This is a genomic window from Pedobacter sp. GQ55 (assembly GCF_059758925.1).
The window spans coordinates 99,021-119,782 of sequence record NZ_JCAXEI010000012.1 but is presented as its reverse complement, the minus strand read 5'-3'; the positions used below and the strand labels follow the sequence as shown (position 1 = coordinate 119,782).

Sequence of the window (20,762 nt, the reverse complement as noted above, 5' to 3'; positions counted from 1 at the left end):
AATAATGTCTTTTTAACAAAGGAGCCAGCGCTAAATAAAGGCCTCTCCCTTTTAAAATTTTGCATAACTTTAAAAAGTTTTAATTAATTAATCGTTGGTTGAAACTAGTGGCATTTCAGTAGGTGATTGGCGTTGCATACTGATGGCCAGCGTAAAGGCAGGATCTTATCCTGTCTTTATTTTTTTAAGGGAGTAACAAAAACGCTATTGCTCGAAACAGCAACAACAGTAAGCTGAGAATTTCAACTTCAGGCGAATAGATGTGGTGTCTTCTTTTTTGTGGAGTAGTTGTTTTTCCATGTGTCTATTTAATCATAGTAATTGATTCTTTTTCCACAAATGTAGCGGCATTTTTCACAAAAACAAATTAATCCTATCGATTTACTAGATTTTATTATATTTGGCCGTCATAAGGTCAATTGTAAATTAGAAATGAAAATAAAAATTGTTGTTGGAACGGCCCTTCTAGGTCTGATTTTATTTCATCAGGTATCTGCCCAGCAGCCCCTCCCTTCAACGCATAAAACTGAGACCAGTTATCCTTCAAGATTCGGCTTTGGCAGGTTGGCGACAACAACAGAAATTGCCTTATGGGATATAGATGTACGTCCAGATGGAAAAGGACTTCCTGCGGGGCAAGGTGATGTATTAAAAGGTAAAGTAATATATACATCAAAATGCATGGCTTGCCATGGCAATAACGATACAGATCTTTCAAAAATCAAACTCCCTGCGCCCCTTCTGGTTAGCGATACTTTAGCGAAGAGCAGGCCTAAGACCATCGGAAATTACTGGCCGTATGCTACTACCCTGTTTGACTATATCCGTAGAACAATGCCTTATAACCAACCCGGATCATTGACCGACAATGAGGTATACAGCATTACTGCCTATCTTCTTTATGCCAATAAAATCATTAAACAACGTCAGCAGTTGAATGCAAAAACATTACCGGGTATCGTTATGCCTGCAAAGAAACTGTTCATTATGGATGACCGTAAAGGAGGGCCTGAAGTCAGGTAAGGAATAATGAAAGCGCAAAAAAAAGACAAACAAGTTATAAAATCCAACAAGATAAGCCGCCGGACCTTGCTTGGCGGTATGGTTGCTGCAGCTGTTTTACCAGTGAGTTCGGTATTTGCAAAACACGTACAAACAGGGCCGCATATTGCCCCTGAACCACCTGAAGATCCGACAAAAACAATAGGCCCCGGCCCAAGTGCACAAGGCAAGCGCTCAACTTTTGAGCATCCTGTACGCAAGTTTTCGGAGACCTCTTCACGTAGCCCCTTGCAGGATTTTCACAGCACCGTCACTCCTTCCGATCTTCATTACGAAAGACACCATGCCGGCGTACCGGTCATTGACCCACAAAAATATGAGTTGCTGATCCATGGAATGGTTGAGCGTCAAATGAAATTTACACTTGCAGAGCTGAAGCGCTTTCCCGCTGTGAGCCGAATCTGTTTCCTGGAATGTGCCGGTAATTTTCGCGGAGGAAAGGAAGAATTAACTCCACAGGAGATACTAGGGCTTACCAGTCAGAGCGAATGGACCGGAGTTATGTTGTCAACCCTTTTCCATGAAGTAGGTGCTGATCCAAAGGCTTTATGGTTCCTGGCAGAAGGCTCAGATGCGGCTGTCATGACCCGCAGCGTTCCGGTAAAAAAGGCATGGGACGATGCGATGATCGTTTATGCACAAAATGGAGAGGCCATCAGACCAGAACAAGGATATCCGGTACGTCTGCTGCTCCCAGGATGGGAAGGCAACATGAACATCAAATGGCTAAGAAGAATAGAATTATCAGATGAGCCCTATATGACCAGGGAAGAAACTTCAAAATATACCTACCCGGTAAAAGACCGTATACGAATGTTCAGCTTTGAAATGGATGCCAGGTCGATCATTACTTTTCCTTCTTATCCTCAAAAGATAATGCCTGGCTGGGTCGAGATCAGGGGAATTGCATGGAGTGGAAGAGGGAAAATTGAAAAGGTTGAAGTGAGTACTGATGCGGGGAAAACCTGGCAGGATGCCAGATTACAAGATCCGGTGCTGAGCAAGGCGCATACTTATTTCAGGCACCTCTGGCGATGGGATGGCAATCCAACGGAAATATTAAGCCGCGCCGTTGATGAAACTGGATATGTACAGCCAACCCTTCAGCAATTGGCTGAGGCACGTGGCACCGCTATGGGTGGTTACCACATGAATCCTATTACATCATGGCAGATCAAAATAGACGGAAGCACATTGTTTAAGCCCGAATAGTTAGCAGCCCTTTTACAAGGGCTTTCCATTGAGGATAAGACAACCCAATTTTAGCACCCCAGCCGACAAATACATTGCGGATGTTATCAAGGGTATTATCTGTACCGGTATTAGGCATCTCATTCCTGCCGTGTTCCTCTGCACTAACAATACTGCCGATACGCTTGACCTGAAAGGTAGAGGTCGCCTCCTCTGTGAGAAAATGCGCTGTATCCTCTTTGTCGTTTAAAGGGTTAGCTGACGGCCGTACCGTGATGCTCAATACTTCAGCATTATCCAATTCCTCGGTTACAATCTGTTCAATCCGAACCCAATCATAGCCTTTGCCTGTAACAGTTCCCGGACCAGGAATATCAATTTTGATATGATCGCCATCTATTGCAAATCTGCTTACCTGATGACCACTGGAATCGGTAAGGTAAAAATTTGACATTTCAGTACCTGCGATCTTTGTCCATTGGTTTACATCCAGCAACCTTTCCTTCACAATCTTAAAAAAATCTACGGCCTCGGCTATCGAGGCTAGTTCGACCTTTTCTACGGCATTCATTTCCGTTCCGCTCTGCTGTTCAGGAACATGACTTGCTCCCGGATCATTGTTATGATTTGTTCCCATGATATCTACATCAGTTACTCATAATTGGTCTATCAATTCGTATATGTTAGGATTATGCTTTTTGATCTTAATTTTAACAAATTTTGATGCTGGCATATTACTTCCCCGAACAACATTATTAATGGAAACCAACACGTTGGTTTCAGGAAAATAAGTCATGGTGTTCCTCTCTGGTATCTGGTATGAAACGATAATGAATAATGGAGCGATCCGTTCGGTGCCATTCTCATAATTAAACAAATCTACCTTTTCGCCATCTGCAAATCCCCTTTTCTCAATATCTTTTTGATTCATAAATATTACCCTACGCTCATTCTTAATCCCCCGGTACCGGTCGTCAAGTCCATATATTGTCGTGTTAAATTGGTCATGCGTACGCGTTGTCGCCATCATATATTCATCAGGGGCAAGTACATTTTCTGGTATGGAAGTTAAGGTAAATGGGGCCCGATCGCCATATTTCTTGGTAATAAAGTTTCCCTCCCTGGCGGCATTGGGCAGATAAAACCCTTCTTTATGCCGTACCCTTACATTATAATTCTCGAAACCCGGGATGCACTTTTCAATATCCTCTCTTACCGCATCATAGCTATTGGCATAGCGTTGCCAGTCAACAACTGACCTGCTCCCTAAGGTTGCAATCGCCATGCGGCATACAATCTGTGTTTCGTTAACGAGCTTATCCGATATTGGCTTTAGCATGCCCTTAGATGATTGTACTACGCCCATTGAATTTTCCGTACTCACAAACTGTGGTTCACCATTAACCATGTCGATATCACTCCGTGAAAAGGTTGGAAGAATTAATGCTTCCTGCCCATGCACCAGGTGGCTTCGGTTAAGTTTGGTAGAAACAGAGACGCTTAAGTTAAGTTTCCTTAATGCTTTAGCAGTAAAAGTAGTGTCGGGTGTAGCCGATAGAAAATTCCCACCCATACTAAAAAATACTTTCACTTTGCTTTCGTGCATAGCTTTGATTACCCCAACCACATCGTATCCATGTTCACGGGGAGGATCAAAGCCAAAAACTTTTTGAATGCGATCCAGCTGTTCGTTGCTGGGTTTTTCGTTAATCATCATGGTACGATTACCCTGAACATTGCTGTGTCCTCGAACTGGACAAACACCAGCACCAGGCTTACCTATGCTTCCTTTAAGCAACAGTAAGTTTACGATCTCCTGAATCATCTCTACTCCGTTAGGTTGCTGTGTAAGCCCCATCCCCCAACAAAAAATAATTCGCTTTTTGAATGCCAGCATTTGAGCAGCCTCATAAATTGCAGCTTGTGATACCCCAGAGGCAGCTGCAAGGTCTTCCAGTTTGTAATGGTCAAACTGTTCGATAAAGGCATCGTATCCAATAGTTTTATCCGCAATAAATTTTTGATCAAATACCTCGCCCGGAGATTTTTTTTCAAAATCAATCAGCAGGAGCCCGATAGCTTTTAAAAGCTCCATGTCACCGTTTATTTTTACAGGCAGATAAAGATCTGCAAGCTTAGCGCCACTTCCAATAATGCCGTTTATTTGCTGTGGGTTATGAAACCCCATCAATCCAGCTTCTGGTAAAGGATTAATCGCAATGATTTTTGCTCCGTTTTTTTTACCTTTTTCCAGTGCGCTCATCATTCTGGGTGCATTGGTCCCAGGATTTTGCCCGATAATCACAATCACATCTGTATCGTAAAAATCATTTAGTTTTACAGTTCCCTTTCCAATACCAATGGTTGGCAACAAAGCAGTACCCGATGTTTCATGACACATATTAGAGCAATCTGGCATATTGTTGGTACCAAATTCTTTTGCGAAGAGCTGATATAAAAATGAAGCTTCGTTACTCGTTCTGCCAGAGGTATAAAAAGCAGCTTCATCCGGTGTTTCTACTGCATTCAGGTGTTCCGCTATTTTTTTAAAAGCATCATCCCAGCTGATAGGCTGATAATGAGTACCGCCTTTTGGCAAATAAACAGGTTCGGCCAATCTCCCTTTACGACCTATTTCAAAATCCGTTAATTTAGCCAGATCGTAAACGGAGTTTTTTTTAAAGAAGTCTGCAGTAACTTTTTTGGTAGTTGCTTCCTCTGCCAGAGCCTTCGCCCCATTTTCACAATATTCGCCCAAAGGAGATCGGTCATCATCTGGATCAGGCCAGGCGCAGCTTGGACAATCAAAGCCTCCCATTTGATTCATCCTAAACAAAGCTCTTGTACCACGAATGGGTACCCCCTCCTCAAAAAAATCACCAAATGCCGCGATCACTGCAGGCACTCCAGCAGCCCATTTTTCAACCTTTGTTAATTTCAGATTTAATAATTTGTATGGATTTTCTGCAGCCGGTTCTTTTTTCTCTTTTTCCATGGCTCATTTGTTTAGTAATGGATTGGGAAAATTATCACTCTGGTCCTCTTCAACATTATCAAGACAAGTAAAGTCTTTTTCAATGAGTAAACTAACCGGACCGTCCTTATCATCAAAACCAACTCTCTCCGTATTGTTGAGTTCATCAACCATTGTTTTTGGTATGCTTAGGACTATCCGGTCACCGATGTAATCAGCTGACAGGCTACCACCATCTATAGTTTCAATGGCATACACCAGCGTTTTACCCACAAACTCAGAACGTTCCTCCAAAAAGCCTTCAGATCCCAGTTTTGCTACGTCAGATTTGGTCAGTCTATATCTCAGCGAATTGCCTTTAATTCTAATTTTCATCTTTATATTATTTATTTTTCAATTGTGATGAACCTATCAGATTTTCCATACCACTATGTGGTTTGGGAAGTCATGATGGTTTCATGCGATGTTGGTATTAATATTCTACTACTTAAATTATAAATATTGAACCTGTCTTCTTTCAGGAAGCCCAAAAGTGTAATATCAAATTCTGCAGCAAGTTCCACTGCAAGACTCGATGGAGCGCCAATGGCAGCAACAATCGCAATACCGGCCATGGCTGCTTTCTGAATTAATTCAAAACTCGCCCTTCCGCTCAGCAATAAAATATGCCGATCCAATGGCAAGTCGCCGTTGAGTAATGACTTGCCAATTAACTTGTCAAGTGCATTGTGTCTCCCAACATCTTCCCGTAACAGAACTAAATCGCCTTCGATAGTAAAAAGGCCCGATGCATGAATGCCTCCGGTAGCTGCAAATCCGCTTTGGACTGCACTTAACTTTCCGGGTAATTCATATAATATATCTGTTGATAGGTTTAACTGTGGTTTATCCCGATTACTGAAGGGGCTAACCGTCCTAATAGATTCGATAGAACCTTTTCCGCATACTCCGCAACTAGAGGTTGTATAAAAATTTCTGTCCGATTGCTGCAACTGAGGCATGAAATTTTCAGCGAGTTCCACCTGCACAATATTCTGCTTTTGTGATGAACATTTCATATCTAAGTGATAGGCATCAGTCACATCCTGATAAGAAGAAATAATTCCTTCTGTAAACAAAAAGCCCATCGCAAGTTCCAGATCATTACCTGGCGTGCGCATGGTCACAGATATATTCTTTTGTATCCGCTCTGCCTGAGGGCCATAAGCTATTCTTATTTCAAGCGGCTCTTCTACCGAAAGTAGATCCGATAACGGTAAACTTGTTAAACCCTTAACCTTTCTGACAAATACCTGCTTAATGGAAACCAATTCTAAATCCTCCATTTCCGTACGGTTTTAATAAAATAATCGTTCTTAAAATTAAGAAAAAATCAGTCTAAAAAGAATTGTATCAGTGATATTCGATCAAAGAATGATCGATTAGCCTTGGCTATTATTTAAATCACTTAGTGTGTTATAGTTATCAAAATAAGCCTTCCACTTTTTAGAAACAGGGAGGTAACGGACGTCGAGTTGATCAAGCGCATATTTCATACTGTGCTTATGCAGTTCTTGATTCATATGCAAGGCATATATCTTGTCCAATGCCTTTGCTGAATATATGCCGCATAGTGGTTCAGATTGCATTTCATTCATAAAGACCAATGCATCAGCCGGCTTATCCTTATACTGTTGAACAAGGAAGTCTAAAAGATCAACTTCCATGTTTATCATGTCACAGGCAAGTACAAGTAAATCTTCATTCGGATAAATAAGGTGTACGGATAAGATGCCTTTAAGTGGGCCTCCGATAGACAAGGCGGAATCGTCTGTGATTAATGAAGAGTTAGAAAAAACAGTTTGGTATATTGGTAATTGTGGTGTATTTACGGATACGGAAACAGGGATTTGTAATGATGACAATTTAGCAAATGCTTGTTGTGCCCATGTTTGTTGCCCATTTTGCAACAGACCTTTATCCTTACCCATCCTTATGCTTTGACCACCTGAAAGAACTACTCCAATCATATTTTTTGCTTACGAACACAAATTTAAACATTCTATAAGTGCGATTGTTATCAAATCATCTCAATCAGTAATATTGGTAGTAATACCCGTAATCCATCTACCCTTAATGCCTTTAGTTATTTTGATCTTTGAATTAAAGAACTGAAGATGAAAAGTATCATAACCGGCTGACAAGCTAATAAGGATAAGGTACATGATTTAACATTAATAGCAGAATATAAATAGAAAAAACAGTATTTTAATAGAGAAATATCACCAAAAACCATTAGCATATGATTAACTTAAATATCAATCAAAAATCTTATGAGGTAGATGCAGATCCAGATATGCCGCTTTTGTGGGCCATTCGTGATCTTGTTGGTCTAACCGGAACCAAATATGGATGCGGTGTTGCTCAATGTGGAGCCTGTGTAGTTCACCTAAACGGAGAAGCTGTGCGGTCATGTGTAACCAAAGTTAGCCGGGCGGAAGGTAAAAAAATCGTTACCATAGAAGGACTGTCAAAAAACAATGACCATCCGCTACAGTTAGCATGGAATGAAGTTAATGTGCCGCAGTGCGGATATTGTCATTCTGGTCAATTGATGTCGGCAGCTGTGCTATTGAGAGAAAACCCAAATCCTACAGATGAAGATATTGATAGTGCCATGTCTGGAAATATTTGTCGTTGCGGTACCTATCCCCGCATTCGAAAAGCGATTCACTTAGCAGCAGAACTGCATAAAAAGGAAGGCGGAACAAAATGAAAAGATCAATAATTATCATGGCAGTCATCTTCTCCATGGTTGGAGTCATGGCTTTCGGCTTGAATGCAGTAAACAACCATCCCAACGTTTCTGGAGAGGCTACACAGAAAATTAAAAAGGACAGCATAGCATCAGTAAAAGCCTTTGAACAGGTTTATAAAGTTTTAATGAGCCCACGTTGTATGAACTGCCACCCTTCGGGAGATATCCCTTTACAGGGAGACGACAGCCATCTGCATGAGATGTATCCAAAAAGAGGACACGACGGCAAAGGCATGTTTGCGATGAAATGTGCGAACTGCCATCAGCCAAACAATACACCCGGTTTACATACCCCACCGGGAAATCCAGACTGGCATTTGCCACCTGCAGATATGAAAATGGTGTTCCAGGGCAAAACAGCACATGAATTGGCGAAACAACTGGTAAACCCTAAGCAAAATGGCAATAAGTCTATGAAACAACTATTGGAACATGCCGACGATGGGTTGGTTTTATCCGGATGGAATCCGGGAGAGGGACGCTCACAGCCACCAATGAGCCATGCAGCATTCAAAAAAGCATGGGAAACATGGATCAATACCGGAGCATATGCTCCTAAAAGCAAATAAATTAAATCTACAACTATGAGTACAAACCAAGTTTCCAGAAGAGATTTTCTCAGGGTTTCAGGTCTGGCAGGCACAGCATTGTGCCTAGGTTTCTATTTCCCTTCAAGTGCCAAAGAAGCAGAAATCGTGAATACAAGTGGGGTAGCAAAATCAGAAGTAGAACTGAACGCCTGGATCCATATAGATACAGATGGCAAAGTCACTATTTTTAACCACCGTGCCGAAATGGGTCAGGGCTCTTTTCAATCTGTTCCACAAATTATTGCCGAAGAGCTCGAAGTTGATCTGAAAGATGTAAATATTGTTTTCGCCCAAGGTAACAGAGAAAAGTACGGCAGCCAGATTACTGGCGGAAGTTCAACCATACGTGGCTCTTATAAGAATTTATTAAAGTTAAGCGCAACGGCCAGGATTATGCTGATCACCATTGCAGCAAAAAAATGGAATGTGCCCATTACTGACTGCTATGCCGAATCAGGCCACGTGCTACACAAAGCTTCAGGAAAGAAATTTCACTATGGAGAACTCGTTGTAGACGCTTCGAAACTCGAAGCACCGAAAGAAGTTGTCCTTAAAAAAATCTCCGAATATAAACTGATCCGCAAACCACTACACAGACAGGATACCCCCCTAAAAACAAATGGCACTGCAATATTTGGGCTGGATAAGAAGTTACCAGGCATGCTTTATGCAACTGTTGAGCGTAATCCCAGGTTACGAGGAATCGTAAAAAGTTTTGATGCCAGTGCAGCCCTGAAAATACCAGGAGTAACAAAGGTTTTTAAAGTTCGCATGGGCGTTTTTAATACTTTCCGTGAGGGTGTAGCCGTTGTTGCAAATTCTACCTGGGCAGCAATGCAGGGAAAAAAAGCATTAAAAGTAGAATGGGATGATTCCGGTTTTGAACACATCAGCACAGCTGAAATCTATAAACGCCAGCAAGAGGACCTCCAAACCAAGGAAGGTTTGTACCTAAAAAAACAAGGAAATCCAGATGACATCCTTAAACAGGAAGGAAAAACCATTGACGCAGTTTACCAGACCCCTTATCAATCGCATAGCTGCATGGAACCTGTAAATTGTGTTGCGCATTATCAGGGAGACAAGGTGGAGATTTGGGGACCTATCCAAGCTCCGGAATGGGTACAGGATTACATCAGTGGACAATTGGGCCTACCTAAAGAAAAAGTCATCGTTAACATGACTTTCCTGGGTGGTGGATTTGGCAGAAAAGCATTTATGGATTATCCTCATGAGGCCACAATGATCTCCAAAGAAATCGGAGCTCCGGTTCAGGTGGTGTGGACAAGAGAGGATGATGCTACCCAAGGACCATACCGTCCGGGCATCTCGTACAGGTGCCAGGGTGCCATCCATAACGGAGAGGTAACTGCACTCAAATTCCGCATGTCAGGTCAGAATAATGACCATTGGAGAGGTGGAAAAACAGATCAGGCGAACCGAAGTACCTCTGAAGGATTTCTTAAACCTTACTTCGACAGCATCAAAAACATCAGCTTTGCCGAAGTACAATTTGAAACACCTGTTCCTACCATGTGGTGGCGATCTGTATATGCCTCTACCAATGGATTTGCCTATGAAAGTTTTCTGGATGAGGTTGCTTTAGCAGCAGGTAAAGATCCTCTGGACCTCAGGAGACAGTATTTACAGGATGAACGATGTCAGCGATTGATTGACAAAATGGAAGAAGTTTCAGGCTGGAAGAAAAGGAAGAAAAATGAAGGTTTTGGCGCTGCCATTACAGAATGCTTTTCCAGTACAGTGGGCCAAATTGTAAAAGTATCCAAAGATGCTGGTGGTAAAATTAAAATAGATCAGGTTTGGGCCGTGATGGACTGTGGATGGTACGTAAATCCTGATATCATCAGAGCCCAGGTAGAAGGAAGTATAGTAATGGCATTAGGTGCAGCTACAATTCACGAAATCACATTTAAAGATGGGCTGGTAGAACAGAGAAATTTCTACGACTATAAAATGCCAAGAATTACGGACATACCACCTATAGAAGTGCACATTATGGAAAACGAGGCAGATGCAGGCGGAGTTGGTGAACCGGGTTTACCGGCCTTTGCCCCTGCCCTTACAAATGCCATATTTGATTTAACAGGGAAGCGGATACGAAAACTTCCATTTGATTTAAGCGCTGTTTAATTAGGAGATTTTGATGAACGAAATTGCTGACATACTTAGGGCCTATCAAAAAGCATTGAAGGCTAACAAAAAGACAGCACTGGCAACCGTAGTAAAGGTAGAAGGGTCTTCCTATCGCAGACCAGGTGCCAGAATGCTGATTACGGAAGACGGGCAGCTTACAGGTGCCATTAGCGGAGGCTGTTTGGAAGGCGATGCCTTAAGAAAAGCACTTTCGGCCATTGTGCAACAGGAAAACAAGCTCATCACTTATGACACAACCGATGAAGAGGACGCAAAGATTGGCGTACAACTGGGCTGCAATGGCATTGTCCATATCCTTTTTGAACCGATTATTGAAGAAGAAGAACTCAATCCAATAGCCATTTTAACTGCATTGAGCGAGAAACGTGAAGATGCGGTTTTGGTCACACTTTTCGCTTTAAATTCAAAAGCGCAACCAGGCACAAGTATGCTTTACCGAAAAGATAGCTTCCAATCCAATATCCCCATAGAAATAAAACAATCAATAATGGATGATGTTGCTAAGGTATGGAACAATAAGACTTCGGTTTTCAGCAGTTATCAAACTACTGAAGAAAATATAGACGGTTTTTTAGAGTTTATCCGGCCATCTGTTTCTTTGGTTATTGCCGGTGCCGGAAACGATGTGCAACCCTTGGCAGAAGTAGCTTATCTTTTAGGATGGGAAGTAACCATTGCTGATGGCAGACCTACTCATGCCTCAACAATACGTTTTCCAAATGCAAACCACGTGTTGGTCAGCAAGCCGGAGCAACTTCTATCACAAATACAGATAGATGAACAAACGGCATTCGTGCTGATGACCCACAACTACAATTATGATCTTGAACTCCTGAATCTCCTTCTAGAAACCAATGCACCTTACATTGGTGTTCTTGGACCTAAAAAGAAACTGATCAGAATGCTCGATGAACTGAACAGGAATACCCCAGAAAACGAATCCCGGGTACATGGACCGATTGGCCTTGATATCGGAGCAGAAACTGCAGAAGAAATCGCCATCTCTATTGTTGCAGAAATTAAATCTGTTTTTTCGGGTGCTTCGGCAAATTCTCTGAAAGTAAAAAAGAGTCCAATCCATGTCTATTCAAATTTATGAACACGGGGATCATCATATTGGCGGCGGGGAACTCAAGTCGGCTGGGTCAGCCAAAACAACTCTTAAAGTATAAGGGCAAAACATTGTTGGATTTGGTAACCGAAGAAGCCTTAAAAATACCCAATACACCAACTGTTGTGGTTCTTGGTGCCTATTCAAAAGAAATATTAAACCATAACACTTACCTGGGAATTGCGTATATTGTCAATCCTAACTGGCAAACAGGAATATCCTCGAGTATTGCTGCAGGGGTGTCTGCGATAGGGAACCAATCAAAGGAAATAGAAAACGTAATCATTGCGGTCGCGGATCAGGTTTTCATTACTTCAAAAATCTTTGAGAAACTCCTTGAAAAGCGTAAGCTGAGCAGTAAAGGCATTATTGCCAGTAGTTATGCTGAAACGGTAGGTACTCCTGCCCTATTCAGTAAAAAATACTTTGAAAAGCTTTTATCTCTTACGGGCAATACAGGGGCAAAAAGCATTGTAAAATTAAACATGGAGGATACAGAAACTATCCCCTTTGAGTTAGGACATATAGATATAGATACAGAAACGGATTACAATAATTTAATTAAATAGCAATGATAACAGATTCTTTTGGACGAGTGCACGATTACCTGCGGATATCACTTACTGATAACTGCAATTTCCGCTGCTTCTACTGTATGCCAGAGGAAGAATATGACTTTACCCCAGCTTCAAGGTTGATGCAGACAGAAGAGATTGTTCAGCTTGCAAAAATATTTGTAGAACAGGGTGTTAAAAAAATCCGGTTAACCGGTGGAGAACCTTTGGTGCGTAAAGATGCAGCCGCGATCATAACTGCTTTAGGCAAGCTTCCGGTAGAATTGGTGATCACCACCAATGGAACGCGTATCGCAGAAATGCTCCCTGCACTAATTGCAGGCGGAATTAAAACAGTTAACATTAGTCTTGATACCCTTCAGCCAGAAAAATTCTTATTCATTACCCGTAGAGACCTGTTCCATCAGGTACGCAGCAATATAGAACTGCTTTTACATCACAAAATTACCGTTAAAATAAATATGGTAGTGATGAAAGGCCTCAACGATAATGAAATTAAAGATTTTATAGATTGGACAAAACATAATCCTATCCAAATCAGGTTCATTGAATTTATGCCATTCAGCGGGAACAAATGGACCAGTAATAAAATGTTCTCCCTTGATGAAATACTGGCTGCCATAGCTAAAGATTTCACGATGCTTCCGGTTAAAGCCGCACCACACGATACGGCAAAAAGTTTCATGATTCCGGGACACGAAGGTTCTTTTGCCGTTATAAGCACCATGACAGCACCGTTTTGCAGTACTTGTAACAGGATGCGATTGACTGCTGATGGAAAGCTCAAAAATTGCCTCTTCTCTGATGGAGAGGCAGACCTACTGGGCCCTTTAAGAAACAATCAAGACATTCTTCCATTGATCCAAGCTTCTATCTGGAGTAAGAAAAAAGAACTTGGCGGACAGCTTATTGAGCATTTCGAAAAACTTGATGCGGATTCCATCAAGAACAGAAGTATGATTACCATAGGAGGATAATTTAAGATGATAAGCGTTAACCAGGCAAAACAACTGATTTCAGATCATACTCAGCCGCTGGAAGCCCTAAAATTAAGTCTAAAAAAGGCTTCAGGACACATTTTAGCTGCAGATATCTATGCGCGCTATGATATTCCGGCTTTCAAACAATCATCTATGGATGGATATGCTTTGGTTTATCAGGACTCCTCATCAGAATTAGATATGGTTGGAGAAATGGCCGCTGGCACCAGCCAATTGTTGTCCATTGACGCCAATCAAACCACCAGGATTTTTACCGGAGCTCCCCTGCCTGAAGGCGCGGACACAGTGGTAATGCAGGAAAAGATCAGCAGACAAGGAAATAAGATCACGCTTCAGGATCCAAAACTGTTGCCGGGAGCAAATGTTCGTCAAATAGGATCGGAGATTAAAGCCGGAGCACTTGCCATGCAAAAAGGAACCCTGCTAGGCCCTGCCGCTGTAGGATTTCTGGCCGGAATTGGTATTCATGATGTGGAGGTTTTTCCGATGCCTAAGGTAGCCATCATTTTAACAGGCAAAGAACTTCAACAACCCGGGATGGAACTTAGTTTTGGTCAGGTATATGAATCTAACTCCTATTCTTTAACTGCCGCAATAAAAAATGAAGGAATCACTGAAATTGAAGTAACAGCGGCTGATGACAATCTGGACATACTAACAGATGTGCTTAGGTCGGCATTACAGGAACATGATGTTGTCCTGCTTACCGGTGGTGTGAGCGTAGGAGATTACGATTTCGTACTGGAAGCCTCAAAGAAATGTGGGATTGAGCAGATCTTCCATAAAGTAAAGCAAAAGCCGGGTAAACCATTATTTTTCGGAAAAAAAGATCAAAAACTGATATTTGGTCTACCGGGAAACCCATCTTCGGTTCTTAACTGCTATTACAATTATGTATTGCCGGCTCTGAAAGCAATTTCGCACAAAGAAAATAGTGTAAAAGAAATAAGTGCCGAACTGACGCATGACTATCAGAAACCGGCTGGTCTTACCCATTTCCTTAAGGGAAGTTACAAAAATGGCAAGGCAACACCATTAAATGCCCAGGAGTCGTTTCGGTTAAGCTCTTTTGCACTGGCAAACTGCCTGATCTGCCTTCCCGAAGAACAGCAGGATTTCAAACAGGGAGATGTGGTAACCATTATGCAATTGCCTAATTAAGACCATCGCTGGGTGGTTATCTTGCAATTTATTAGAAAAATCAGCATTTTAAGGGTAAATTAGCATTATGGAAATTCAGATCATCAGTTTTGGAAAAATATCCGAATTTATAACGCATCAGAAGATTGAAATCTCTGATATCCGCAATACCGATGAGTTAAAAGCTTATCTGGAAACATCATTTCCATTGCTTAGCAATATGAAATATAAACTTTCCCTGAATAAGGATATTGTTCAGGAGAATACGGTGATTTCAAATCAAGATACAGTAGGCATCATGCCGCCTTTTTCAGGAGGATAATACCATAAAAGTGGAAAGAAAAGTAAAAAACATATTTATTAACGGAAGGATCGAGCCTGCATTCATAGCTGATAGTATTTCCAAACACAGTGCAAAAACAACTATAGGCGGTCACAGCATATTTATGGGACAAGTGCGGAAAGATGAGATTGAAGGAAAGCTTGTGACAGCCATTGAGTATACAGCTTACCAGGAGCTGGTACTAGAGAAAATGCATCAGATCAGGGAAGATATTTTTCAAAAATACCCGCTTCATTGCATGCATGTTTACCACAGCCTGGGCACAATAAAAGCGGGTGAGATCTGTCTCTTTGTATTTACCTCATCTACACGCCGTAAACCAGCAATAGATGCCTGTGCAGAAATCGTAGAAAGATTAAAAGCAGAACTGCCAATTTGGGGCAAAGAAATATTTGAAGACGATACACATCAATGGAAAGAGAATAGCTAATATGGTAAACATTACAAAAAAATCAAGCACACTAAGAATAGCTATTGCAACTGCTACTGTAAAAGTCTCTAAACCGGAAACCATTGCAGCCATTGAACAAAGAAAAATACCCAAAGGTGATGTTTTCGAATTTGCCCGTGCAGCCGGACTTTTGGGTGTAAAAAAAACGAGCGACCTCATCCCCGATTGCCATCCCCTTCCAATAGAATATACCTCCATCACCTACGGAATTGAGGGGCTAAACATCCATATAACCGTTGAAGTGCATACTATTTACAAAACAGGTGTAGAAGTTGAAGCCATGCATGGTGCCTCCATTACTGCCCTCACCATGTATGATATGCTCAAACCCATCGATAAGGGTGTAGAAATTCAAAACATCAGGTTGCAAAAAAAATCCGGTGGTAAATCTGACCACAAGAATTTACAGTTTCCGGATATCAAGGCAGCTGTAGTAGTCTGTTCTGATTCTATATTCGCGGGTAAGGCTCAGGATACATCCGGAAAAACCATTATTGGGTTACTGGAGCAACTTGGCATTGAAACGCTCAAATATGAGATCCTGCCAGATGAGGTCGACAGTATCAAAGAAAAGGCTATTGAACTCTGCGGAACTGAATATCAGCTCTTGATTTTCACAGGAGGTACCGGGCTTTCTCCTAGAGACGTTACACCAGAGGCCATTACCCCCTTAATTAAACGTAAAATTGATGGAATTATGGAAACAGCGCGAAGATACGGACAGGAACGTATGCCTTACGCCATGTTATCCCGTGGCGTTGCCGGATTTATAGGCGAAACACTTGTGCTCACGTTTCCAGGCTCGAAAACTGGAGTAGAGGAATATATGTCCGCCTTATTCCCGCAACTATTACACCTTTTTAAGATAAATAAGGGACAAAAACATTAGACTTTCTGTTCCAATTTTTCCCTAAAGTATTTCAATATATCCGTCGGTTCCGTTCAGCCTGATACGCTGACCGTCTTTGAGCAGCTTCGTAGCATTGTCTACTCCAACAATTGCCGGCAACCCATATTCGCGTGCAATTACTGCTCCATGAGTCATCATTCCGCCAACTTCGGTAATCAGACCCTTTATCGATACAAATAAGGGTGTCCAGCTGGGGTCGGTAAAGGTGGTAACCAATATATCCCCGTCTTCCAGGTTTGCATCTTCCATATTTAAGATTACACGTGCTCTCCCCTCTATCACTCCTGTAGAAACCGCCAGACCTGCAATAGCATCCGCCGGAAGGTTTTCATGCTTGTATGTACCCGAAACAATTTCACCGTCTGATGTGATTACCCTTGGCGGGTTTAGTCTTTTATATGATTTGAACTCATCTTTTCGGTTGCTGATGAGCTGGTTGTCTGGTTTATGGATATGTACCATTTCGCGAAATTCCTCAAAAGTAAGATAGTAAACATCTTCTTTATGGGGAATGATGTTGGCTTGTGCGAGTTGTTCGGCTTCTTTCAGCAAAGCCTGCTTATAAACGAAGAGGCGATTAACTATACCATATTTTGGATATTCCCGATAACCTACAAAATTCCGGAGTAGGCTGATCATTTGTTTTGTCTCCCTGATCTTTTGTTCACCATCTGGTAATAACGTCAACTGGCCTACTAATTCTTCTTCTTTGTTTAGAGCTTCCTGCCGTCCTTGTTCAAACTTCCGTTTACCGGCCCCGGATTCAAAGTTTTTAATATTACCCAGAATTATCGGGACAAGTATATTGGGTTTTTCGCTCCAACGGGTTTTGGTAATATCGATCTCACCGGCACATCTCATACCATATTTATCTAGATAAGCATCAATAGCGCTCCGGACATCTTGTCCACCGTTAAACTTAACAAGTTCGTCCAGGTAATCATCTGCTTTTACCTGTTGCAAGTATTCAATTATTTCCGGATAATGGCGGATTGCATCTGCCACATCCAATAGTGCCAAACCCATCTCTGAAGTGATGTTGTTTGGTGCGGATTGAGAAAGTACATCTGCCACGTTTTTTTCACCTAACCATTCGTTCATCTTTTCATTGAGCCACGATGAGGCATTCATTGCAGCGATGATCACACCCATATGTTGAGCCTCAAATATTGTCTTCTTTGATTGCTGGATATCATCCAGAATAAAATCAAACAGATTCGTTCCTGATTTCGTTTGGATGTTTTGTTTTAGCAATTTTACTGACGTCTCGTTATGTCTAATCAGATCGGAAACGATTGCCGGGTCGTTTCCCACTTGCGCTAAAATATCCACGGAAGACATACCCTTAGTGCTTTTAACAGGCATCGGTGCTTTTTCGTCATTTGGTAACGATTTTATAAAATCCCCTCGCTCTGTAATGGTCAGAAGGGCCTCTTTTATAAGTGGATCATGTTGTCCCATCGCCTCTAATAAATTTTCCCTGACAGCAGGCATAGCCAGGCTATCTGCAACATCAACAAACAATCTCCCACCAGCTTTAAACATGGGTCTGGCAGCTCTTAACTGCCATAAGGACAATCCAAGTGGTTTCATGGGGTCAGTCATCATTTGCTGATGGCCAACAGATATATAAACATGGTTCTGCTGATCATTCGCTTCGGGAATCGGGTATAAGGTAGTAACGGGCCGGCTCTGTACAATATAAAACGTATCATCCACCAAACACCATTCGATGTCCTGTGGGTTACAGAAATGCGCTTCGATCTTTCTACCCATACGTTCCAGCTGTAAAATCTGCTTATCCGTCAGCGCCTGGGCGTTCTGCTGATCCGGTCCGATTTTCTGCTCCTTTGTGCCTCCCTCTTTTAAGGCATAAATAGCCAGTTTCTTACTGGATATCTTCCTATCGATAATCTTGCCCTCAGAAACTTTGTAATTATCCGCATTCACAATTCCCGAAACCAACGCTTCACCCAATCCAAAACTGGCATCAACAGATACTATTTTTCTGTTTGAGGTAACCGGATCTGCTGTAAACATAATTCCCGCCACATCCGGGAAAACCATTTTCTGAACAACAACCGACAGGTAAACCTTCCTGTGGTCAAATCCACTCTGCAAACGATAAATTACAGCCCTATCTGTAAACAGGGACGCCCAGCATTTGCTGATGTATTTTAAGACTGCCTCCTTACCAATAATATTCAGATAAGTATCCTGCTGCCCGGCAAATGATGCCGTAGGCAAATCTTCCGCCGTTGCACTGGATCGTACAGCAAAGGCATCCTTCTCCTCAAACTTTGTGAGAAACCCCACAATCTCTTCTTCAATATCTTCAGAAATGGATATTCCTTCTATAACCTTACGTATTTTGCTGCTAAGCTCGCTGATTTTAACTCGCTCTTCTACCTTAAGATGACTTAATTCATCCAGTAAACTGTTAAGCATCTGATTATTTTCAGTTATTCTTTTATACGCTTCGGTGGTCACGCAAAAACCTTCCGGCACGCTTATTCCCTCGATTCCGGCAAGTTCTCCCAGGTTGGCGCCCTTGCCTCCTACAGTCATAAAACTTGATCTGTCGATGTACCGAAAACCAATTACATATGTGTTGGTGTTTCCTGGCTTTTTTGCTGAGTTGAGTTTGTTATCCGGTATCATACTGACGGCTTTTTAGAGATGTGCAAAGCCAAAAATATAAGTTATAACGTATCAAAATGCCCTTTTTTAACTATATTTTTTCAAGCGCAATAATGAGAAAAGTATCAACTTTATCTATACAAACAGAGCGTAATCGCAACCATGCAGGATTCTAGTTTAAATCGACTCCAGCTTACTTTTTCCCAGATTTGTTTTCCAAGAACTCCCATTCCAGTAAATGAGAAACTTGATGCTCTTTCTGAACGATCTCGTCAAAACGCTTGGTTAATTCAGGATGTTCGGAAGCAATATCTGTTGTTTCATTCCGATCTGTTTTCAGGTTAAAGATCTGCCATGGATTATTTAAGTTCTTGCGAAGATTTACTTTTACACCCTTCCAATCCCCCATCCTTATTGCCAGCTGTCCACCCTTTTCAGGGTATTCCCAATAGATATAGTCACGCTGCTTCTGTTCTTTATTTTTCCCTAACAAGGTTGGCAGTAACGATATACCATCTGTGTTATTCGGTTTTGCACCCGTTATCGCGGCAAAAGTAGCCATCATGTCGAACTGTACAGATACAAAATCGCTGGTCGTGTTTGCAGGTATCTTACCAGGCCACCTTGCAATAAATGGTTCTCTGATCCCTCCTTCATATACATCCATCTTTAACCCACGCAAGCCATCGACACTATTAAAGAACTTAGCATTTACCCCACCATTGAATGTGGCGCCGTTATCGCTTGAAAACATAATGATCGTATTGTCATCTAGCCCTAGCTTTTTAATTTCGGCCATAATAATCCCAACCTGATCATCCAGATAACTGATCATAGCAGCATAGGTCGAATACGGATACTTAGTTGGCGCGTATCCCTGTTGTCCGTAGTAAGGATGCTCATTGAACTGCCCAATGTACTTTTTAACATACTCATCAGGCGCCTGTAACGAAACATGTGGAATAGTATAAGGCATATATAGGAAAAACGGCTTCGATTTTTGCTCATTAATAAAATTAACCGCCTTTTTAGTCATCATGCCTGGCGAATACACTTTACCTTTGTAATAATCAAAATCCTTATCGGTCGCTTTTGTAGAATCGAGGCCTTTATGGACGTACATGTAAGGGTTATCAAGTACCACCTTCTCATCATTTTCCCAAAGGTGAGAGGGATAAAAATTATGGGATTGCTTTTGGTCCAGGTATCCATAATAATAATCGAATCCTTGCTTTAACGGCGATCCTGTTGTGTTGTTCATTCCTAAACCCCACTTGCCGGTTAGAGCTGTAACATACCCAGCTTCTTTTAACATTTTCGGAATTGTAAATGTTCCTTCGGGCAATGGCATCTGCCCTGCTTCCAAACTATCTGGGAAACCACCCATTTCATAGTTGCCACGAATGTAGGAATGTCCACCATGTTTGCCTGTCATAAGCATACAACGGGCGGGTGCACAAACTGGTGTACTGGTATAATGTTGAGTGAATTTCATCCCCTCTTTGGCCAGTTTATCCAAATTAGGGGTCTTAATCTTTTTCTGTCCGTATGGGCCAATCTCAGCATAGCCCAAATCATCTGCATAGATATAAATGATATTTGGCTTCTTCTGTTGTGCCTTTCCCTGCGAAAAGACCAGTCCGGGAAATAGCAACAGTAGTGCAACTACAGTCTGTTTTATCTTGACAACGTTCATCTTCTAAATACTTTATAGCTAAAGTAGTAAATAATGGAGATGACTGGGTCAAGAAAGGCCGATAGAAATTTCTTATTAAGGGCGCCAAAGAAATATTGGCACCCTT

General features: G+C 41.8%; 19 protein-coding genes. 12 read left to right on the top strand and 7 right to left on the bottom strand.

What is annotated here, in order from left to right:
• Window positions 1–432: 432 nt before the first annotated feature.
• Window positions 433–1,023, top strand: coding sequence for a c-type cytochrome (locus tag AC6CH7_RS23165; protein ID WP_498264967.1), 591 nt, complete (start codon window positions 433–435; stop codon window positions 1,021–1,023).
• A gap of 6 nt (window positions 1,024–1,029) precedes the next feature.
• On the top strand, window positions 1,030–2,274 hold the full coding sequence (gene soxC, locus AC6CH7_RS23160; protein WP_498264966.1) for a sulfite dehydrogenase: 1,245 nt from the start codon (window positions 1,030–1,032) through the stop codon (window positions 2,272–2,274).
• On the opposite strand, the gene AC6CH7_RS23155 is transcribed toward soxC, so the two are convergent.
• The 5 genes from AC6CH7_RS23155 to mobA all read right to left on the bottom strand — a co-directional run bounded on the left by AC6CH7_RS23155 (window position 2,261) and on the right by mobA (window position 7,236).
• A complete protein-coding gene (locus AC6CH7_RS23155; protein ID WP_498264965.1) occupies window positions 2,261–2,890 on the bottom strand; it encodes a hypothetical protein in 630 nt (209 codons plus the stop codon). The genes soxC and AC6CH7_RS23155 overlap by 14 nt on opposite strands.
• A gap of 18 nt (window positions 2,891–2,908) precedes the next feature.
• Window positions 2,909–5,248 carry an FdhF/YdeP family oxidoreductase gene (locus AC6CH7_RS23150; RefSeq protein ID WP_498264964.1) on the bottom strand — a complete coding sequence of 780 codons (2,340 nt, stop codon included), beginning with the start codon at window positions 5,246–5,248 and terminating at the stop codon, window positions 2,909–2,911.
• A 3-nt stretch (window positions 5,249–5,251) separates the two neighbouring features.
• Window positions 5,252–5,602: a DUF7009 family protein gene (locus tag AC6CH7_RS23145; RefSeq protein WP_498264963.1), complete on the bottom strand. Its 351-nt coding sequence runs from the start codon at window positions 5,600–5,602 to the stop codon at window positions 5,252–5,254.
• A 53-nt stretch (window positions 5,603–5,655) separates the two neighbouring features.
• Window positions 5,656–6,552: a formate dehydrogenase accessory sulfurtransferase FdhD gene (gene fdhD / locus AC6CH7_RS23140; RefSeq protein ID WP_498264962.1), complete on the bottom strand. Its 897-nt coding sequence runs from the start codon at window positions 6,550–6,552 to the stop codon at window positions 5,656–5,658.
• A gap of 96 nt (window positions 6,553–6,648) precedes the next feature.
• Complete coding sequence (mobA, locus tag AC6CH7_RS23135; protein ID WP_498264961.1) at window positions 6,649–7,236, bottom strand: molybdenum cofactor guanylyltransferase; 588 nt, start codon at window positions 7,234–7,236, stop codon at window positions 6,649–6,651.
• A 272-nt stretch (window positions 7,237–7,508) separates the two neighbouring features.
• Between mobA and AC6CH7_RS23130 the strand changes: the two genes are divergently transcribed.
• The 10 genes from AC6CH7_RS23130 to moaCB all read left to right on the top strand — a co-directional run bounded on the left by AC6CH7_RS23130 (window position 7,509) and on the right by moaCB (window position 16,299).
• Window positions 7,509–7,982 carry a (2Fe-2S)-binding protein gene (locus AC6CH7_RS23130; protein ID WP_048903171.1) on the top strand — a complete coding sequence of 158 codons (474 nt, stop codon included), beginning with the start codon at window positions 7,509–7,511 and terminating at the stop codon, window positions 7,980–7,982.
• The gene (locus AC6CH7_RS23125; protein ID WP_498264960.1) at window positions 7,979–8,593 is read left to right on the top strand and encodes a hypothetical protein; all 615 of its coding nucleotides are present in this window, start codon (window positions 7,979–7,981) and stop codon (window positions 8,591–8,593) included. The genes AC6CH7_RS23130 and AC6CH7_RS23125 overlap by 4 nt, the downstream gene beginning before the upstream one ends.
• Window positions 8,594–8,608: 15 nt before the next feature.
• A complete protein-coding gene (locus AC6CH7_RS23120; RefSeq protein WP_498264959.1) occupies window positions 8,609–10,765 on the top strand; it encodes a molybdopterin cofactor-binding domain-containing protein in 2,157 nt (718 codons plus the stop codon).
• Between the two features lie 13 nt (window positions 10,766–10,778).
• Window positions 10,779–11,888 (top strand): XdhC family protein, encoded by a 1,110-nt coding sequence (locus tag AC6CH7_RS23115; protein ID WP_498264958.1) that lies wholly within the window; start codon window positions 10,779–10,781, stop codon window positions 11,886–11,888.
• Complete coding sequence (locus AC6CH7_RS23110; RefSeq protein WP_498264957.1) at window positions 11,885–12,469, top strand: nucleotidyltransferase family protein; 585 nt, start codon at window positions 11,885–11,887, stop codon at window positions 12,467–12,469. Before AC6CH7_RS23115 ends, AC6CH7_RS23110 begins: the two co-directional genes overlap by 4 nt.
• A gap of 2 nt (window positions 12,470–12,471) precedes the next feature.
• Window positions 12,472–13,452, top strand: a complete 981-nt coding sequence (moaA, locus tag AC6CH7_RS23105; protein WP_498264956.1) for a GTP 3',8-cyclase MoaA — start codon at window positions 12,472–12,474, stop codon at window positions 13,450–13,452.
• Between the two features lie 6 nt (window positions 13,453–13,458).
• Window positions 13,459–14,637, top strand: coding sequence for a molybdopterin molybdotransferase MoeA (locus AC6CH7_RS23100; RefSeq protein ID WP_498264955.1), 1,179 nt, complete (start codon window positions 13,459–13,461; stop codon window positions 14,635–14,637).
• 67 nt (window positions 14,638–14,704) lie between these two features.
• Window positions 14,705–14,938, top strand: a complete 234-nt coding sequence (locus AC6CH7_RS23095) for a MoaD/ThiS family protein (RefSeq protein ID WP_498264954.1) — start codon at window positions 14,705–14,707, stop codon at window positions 14,936–14,938.
• A 10-nt stretch (window positions 14,939–14,948) separates the two neighbouring features.
• On the top strand, window positions 14,949–15,389 hold the full coding sequence (locus AC6CH7_RS23090) for a molybdenum cofactor biosynthesis protein MoaE (protein ID WP_498264953.1): 441 nt from the start codon (window positions 14,949–14,951) through the stop codon (window positions 15,387–15,389).
• Window position 15,390: 1 nt separating this feature from the next.
• Window positions 15,391–16,299 (top strand): bifunctional molybdenum cofactor biosynthesis protein MoaC/MoaB, encoded by a 909-nt coding sequence (gene moaCB / locus AC6CH7_RS23085; protein ID WP_498264952.1) that lies wholly within the window; start codon window positions 15,391–15,393, stop codon window positions 16,297–16,299.
• A gap of 21 nt (window positions 16,300–16,320) precedes the next feature.
• Here the strand turns inward: moaCB and ppsA are convergent, their stop codons facing one another.
• Window positions 16,321–18,981, bottom strand: coding sequence for a phosphoenolpyruvate synthase (gene ppsA, locus AC6CH7_RS23080; protein ID WP_498264951.1), 2,661 nt, complete (start codon window positions 18,979–18,981; stop codon window positions 16,321–16,323).
• Window positions 18,982–19,153: 172 nt separating this feature from the next.
• The gene (locus tag AC6CH7_RS23075) at window positions 19,154–20,656 is read right to left on the bottom strand and encodes an arylsulfatase (RefSeq protein WP_498264950.1); all 1,503 of its coding nucleotides are present in this window, start codon (window positions 20,654–20,656) and stop codon (window positions 19,154–19,156) included.
• Between the last annotated feature and the right edge of the window lie 106 nt (window positions 20,657–20,762).

What these genes read in the sequence shown, in the direction of transcription:
- AC6CH7_RS23165 (WP_498264967.1), top strand. Translation starts at nt 433, where the DNA reads ATGAAAATAAAAATTGTTGTTGGAACGGCCCTTCTAGGTCTGATTTTA.
- soxC (WP_498264966.1), top strand. Translation starts at nt 1,030, where the DNA reads ATGAAAGCGCAAAAAAAAGACAAACAAGTTATAAAATCCAACAAGATA.
- AC6CH7_RS23155 (WP_498264965.1), bottom strand. Translation starts at nt 2,890, where the DNA reads ATGGGAACAAATCATAACAATGATCCGGGAGCAAGTCATGTTCCTGAA.
- AC6CH7_RS23150 (WP_498264964.1), bottom strand. Translation starts at nt 5,248, where the DNA reads ATGGAAAAAGAGAAAAAAGAACCGGCTGCAGAAAATCCATACAAATTA.
- AC6CH7_RS23145 (WP_498264963.1), bottom strand. Translation starts at nt 5,602, where the DNA reads ATGAAAATTAGAATTAAAGGCAATTCGCTGAGATATAGACTGACCAAA.
- fdhD (WP_498264962.1), bottom strand. Translation starts at nt 6,552, where the DNA reads ATGGAGGATTTAGAATTGGTTTCCATTAAGCAGGTATTTGTCAGAAAG.
- mobA (WP_498264961.1), bottom strand. Translation starts at nt 7,236, where the DNA reads ATGATTGGAGTAGTTCTTTCAGGTGGTCAAAGCATAAGGATGGGTAAG.
- AC6CH7_RS23130 (WP_048903171.1), top strand. Translation starts at nt 7,509, where the DNA reads ATGATTAACTTAAATATCAATCAAAAATCTTATGAGGTAGATGCAGAT.
- AC6CH7_RS23125 (WP_498264960.1), top strand. Translation starts at nt 7,979, where the DNA reads ATGAAAAGATCAATAATTATCATGGCAGTCATCTTCTCCATGGTTGGA.
- AC6CH7_RS23120 (WP_498264959.1), top strand. Translation starts at nt 8,609, where the DNA reads ATGAGTACAAACCAAGTTTCCAGAAGAGATTTTCTCAGGGTTTCAGGT.
- AC6CH7_RS23115 (WP_498264958.1), top strand. Translation starts at nt 10,779, where the DNA reads ATGAACGAAATTGCTGACATACTTAGGGCCTATCAAAAAGCATTGAAG.
- AC6CH7_RS23110 (WP_498264957.1), top strand. Translation starts at nt 11,885, where the DNA reads ATGAACACGGGGATCATCATATTGGCGGCGGGGAACTCAAGTCGGCTG.
- moaA (WP_498264956.1), top strand. Translation starts at nt 12,472, where the DNA reads ATGATAACAGATTCTTTTGGACGAGTGCACGATTACCTGCGGATATCA.
- AC6CH7_RS23100 (WP_498264955.1), top strand. Translation starts at nt 13,459, where the DNA reads ATGATAAGCGTTAACCAGGCAAAACAACTGATTTCAGATCATACTCAG.
- AC6CH7_RS23095 (WP_498264954.1), top strand. Translation starts at nt 14,705, where the DNA reads ATGGAAATTCAGATCATCAGTTTTGGAAAAATATCCGAATTTATAACG.
- moaCB (WP_498264952.1), top strand. Translation starts at nt 15,391, where the DNA reads ATGGTAAACATTACAAAAAAATCAAGCACACTAAGAATAGCTATTGCA.
- ppsA (WP_498264951.1), bottom strand. Translation starts at nt 18,981, where the DNA reads ATGATACCGGATAACAAACTCAACTCAGCAAAAAAGCCAGGAAACACC.
- AC6CH7_RS23075 (WP_498264950.1), bottom strand. Translation starts at nt 20,656, where the DNA reads ATGAACGTTGTCAAGATAAAACAGACTGTAGTTGCACTACTGTTGCTA.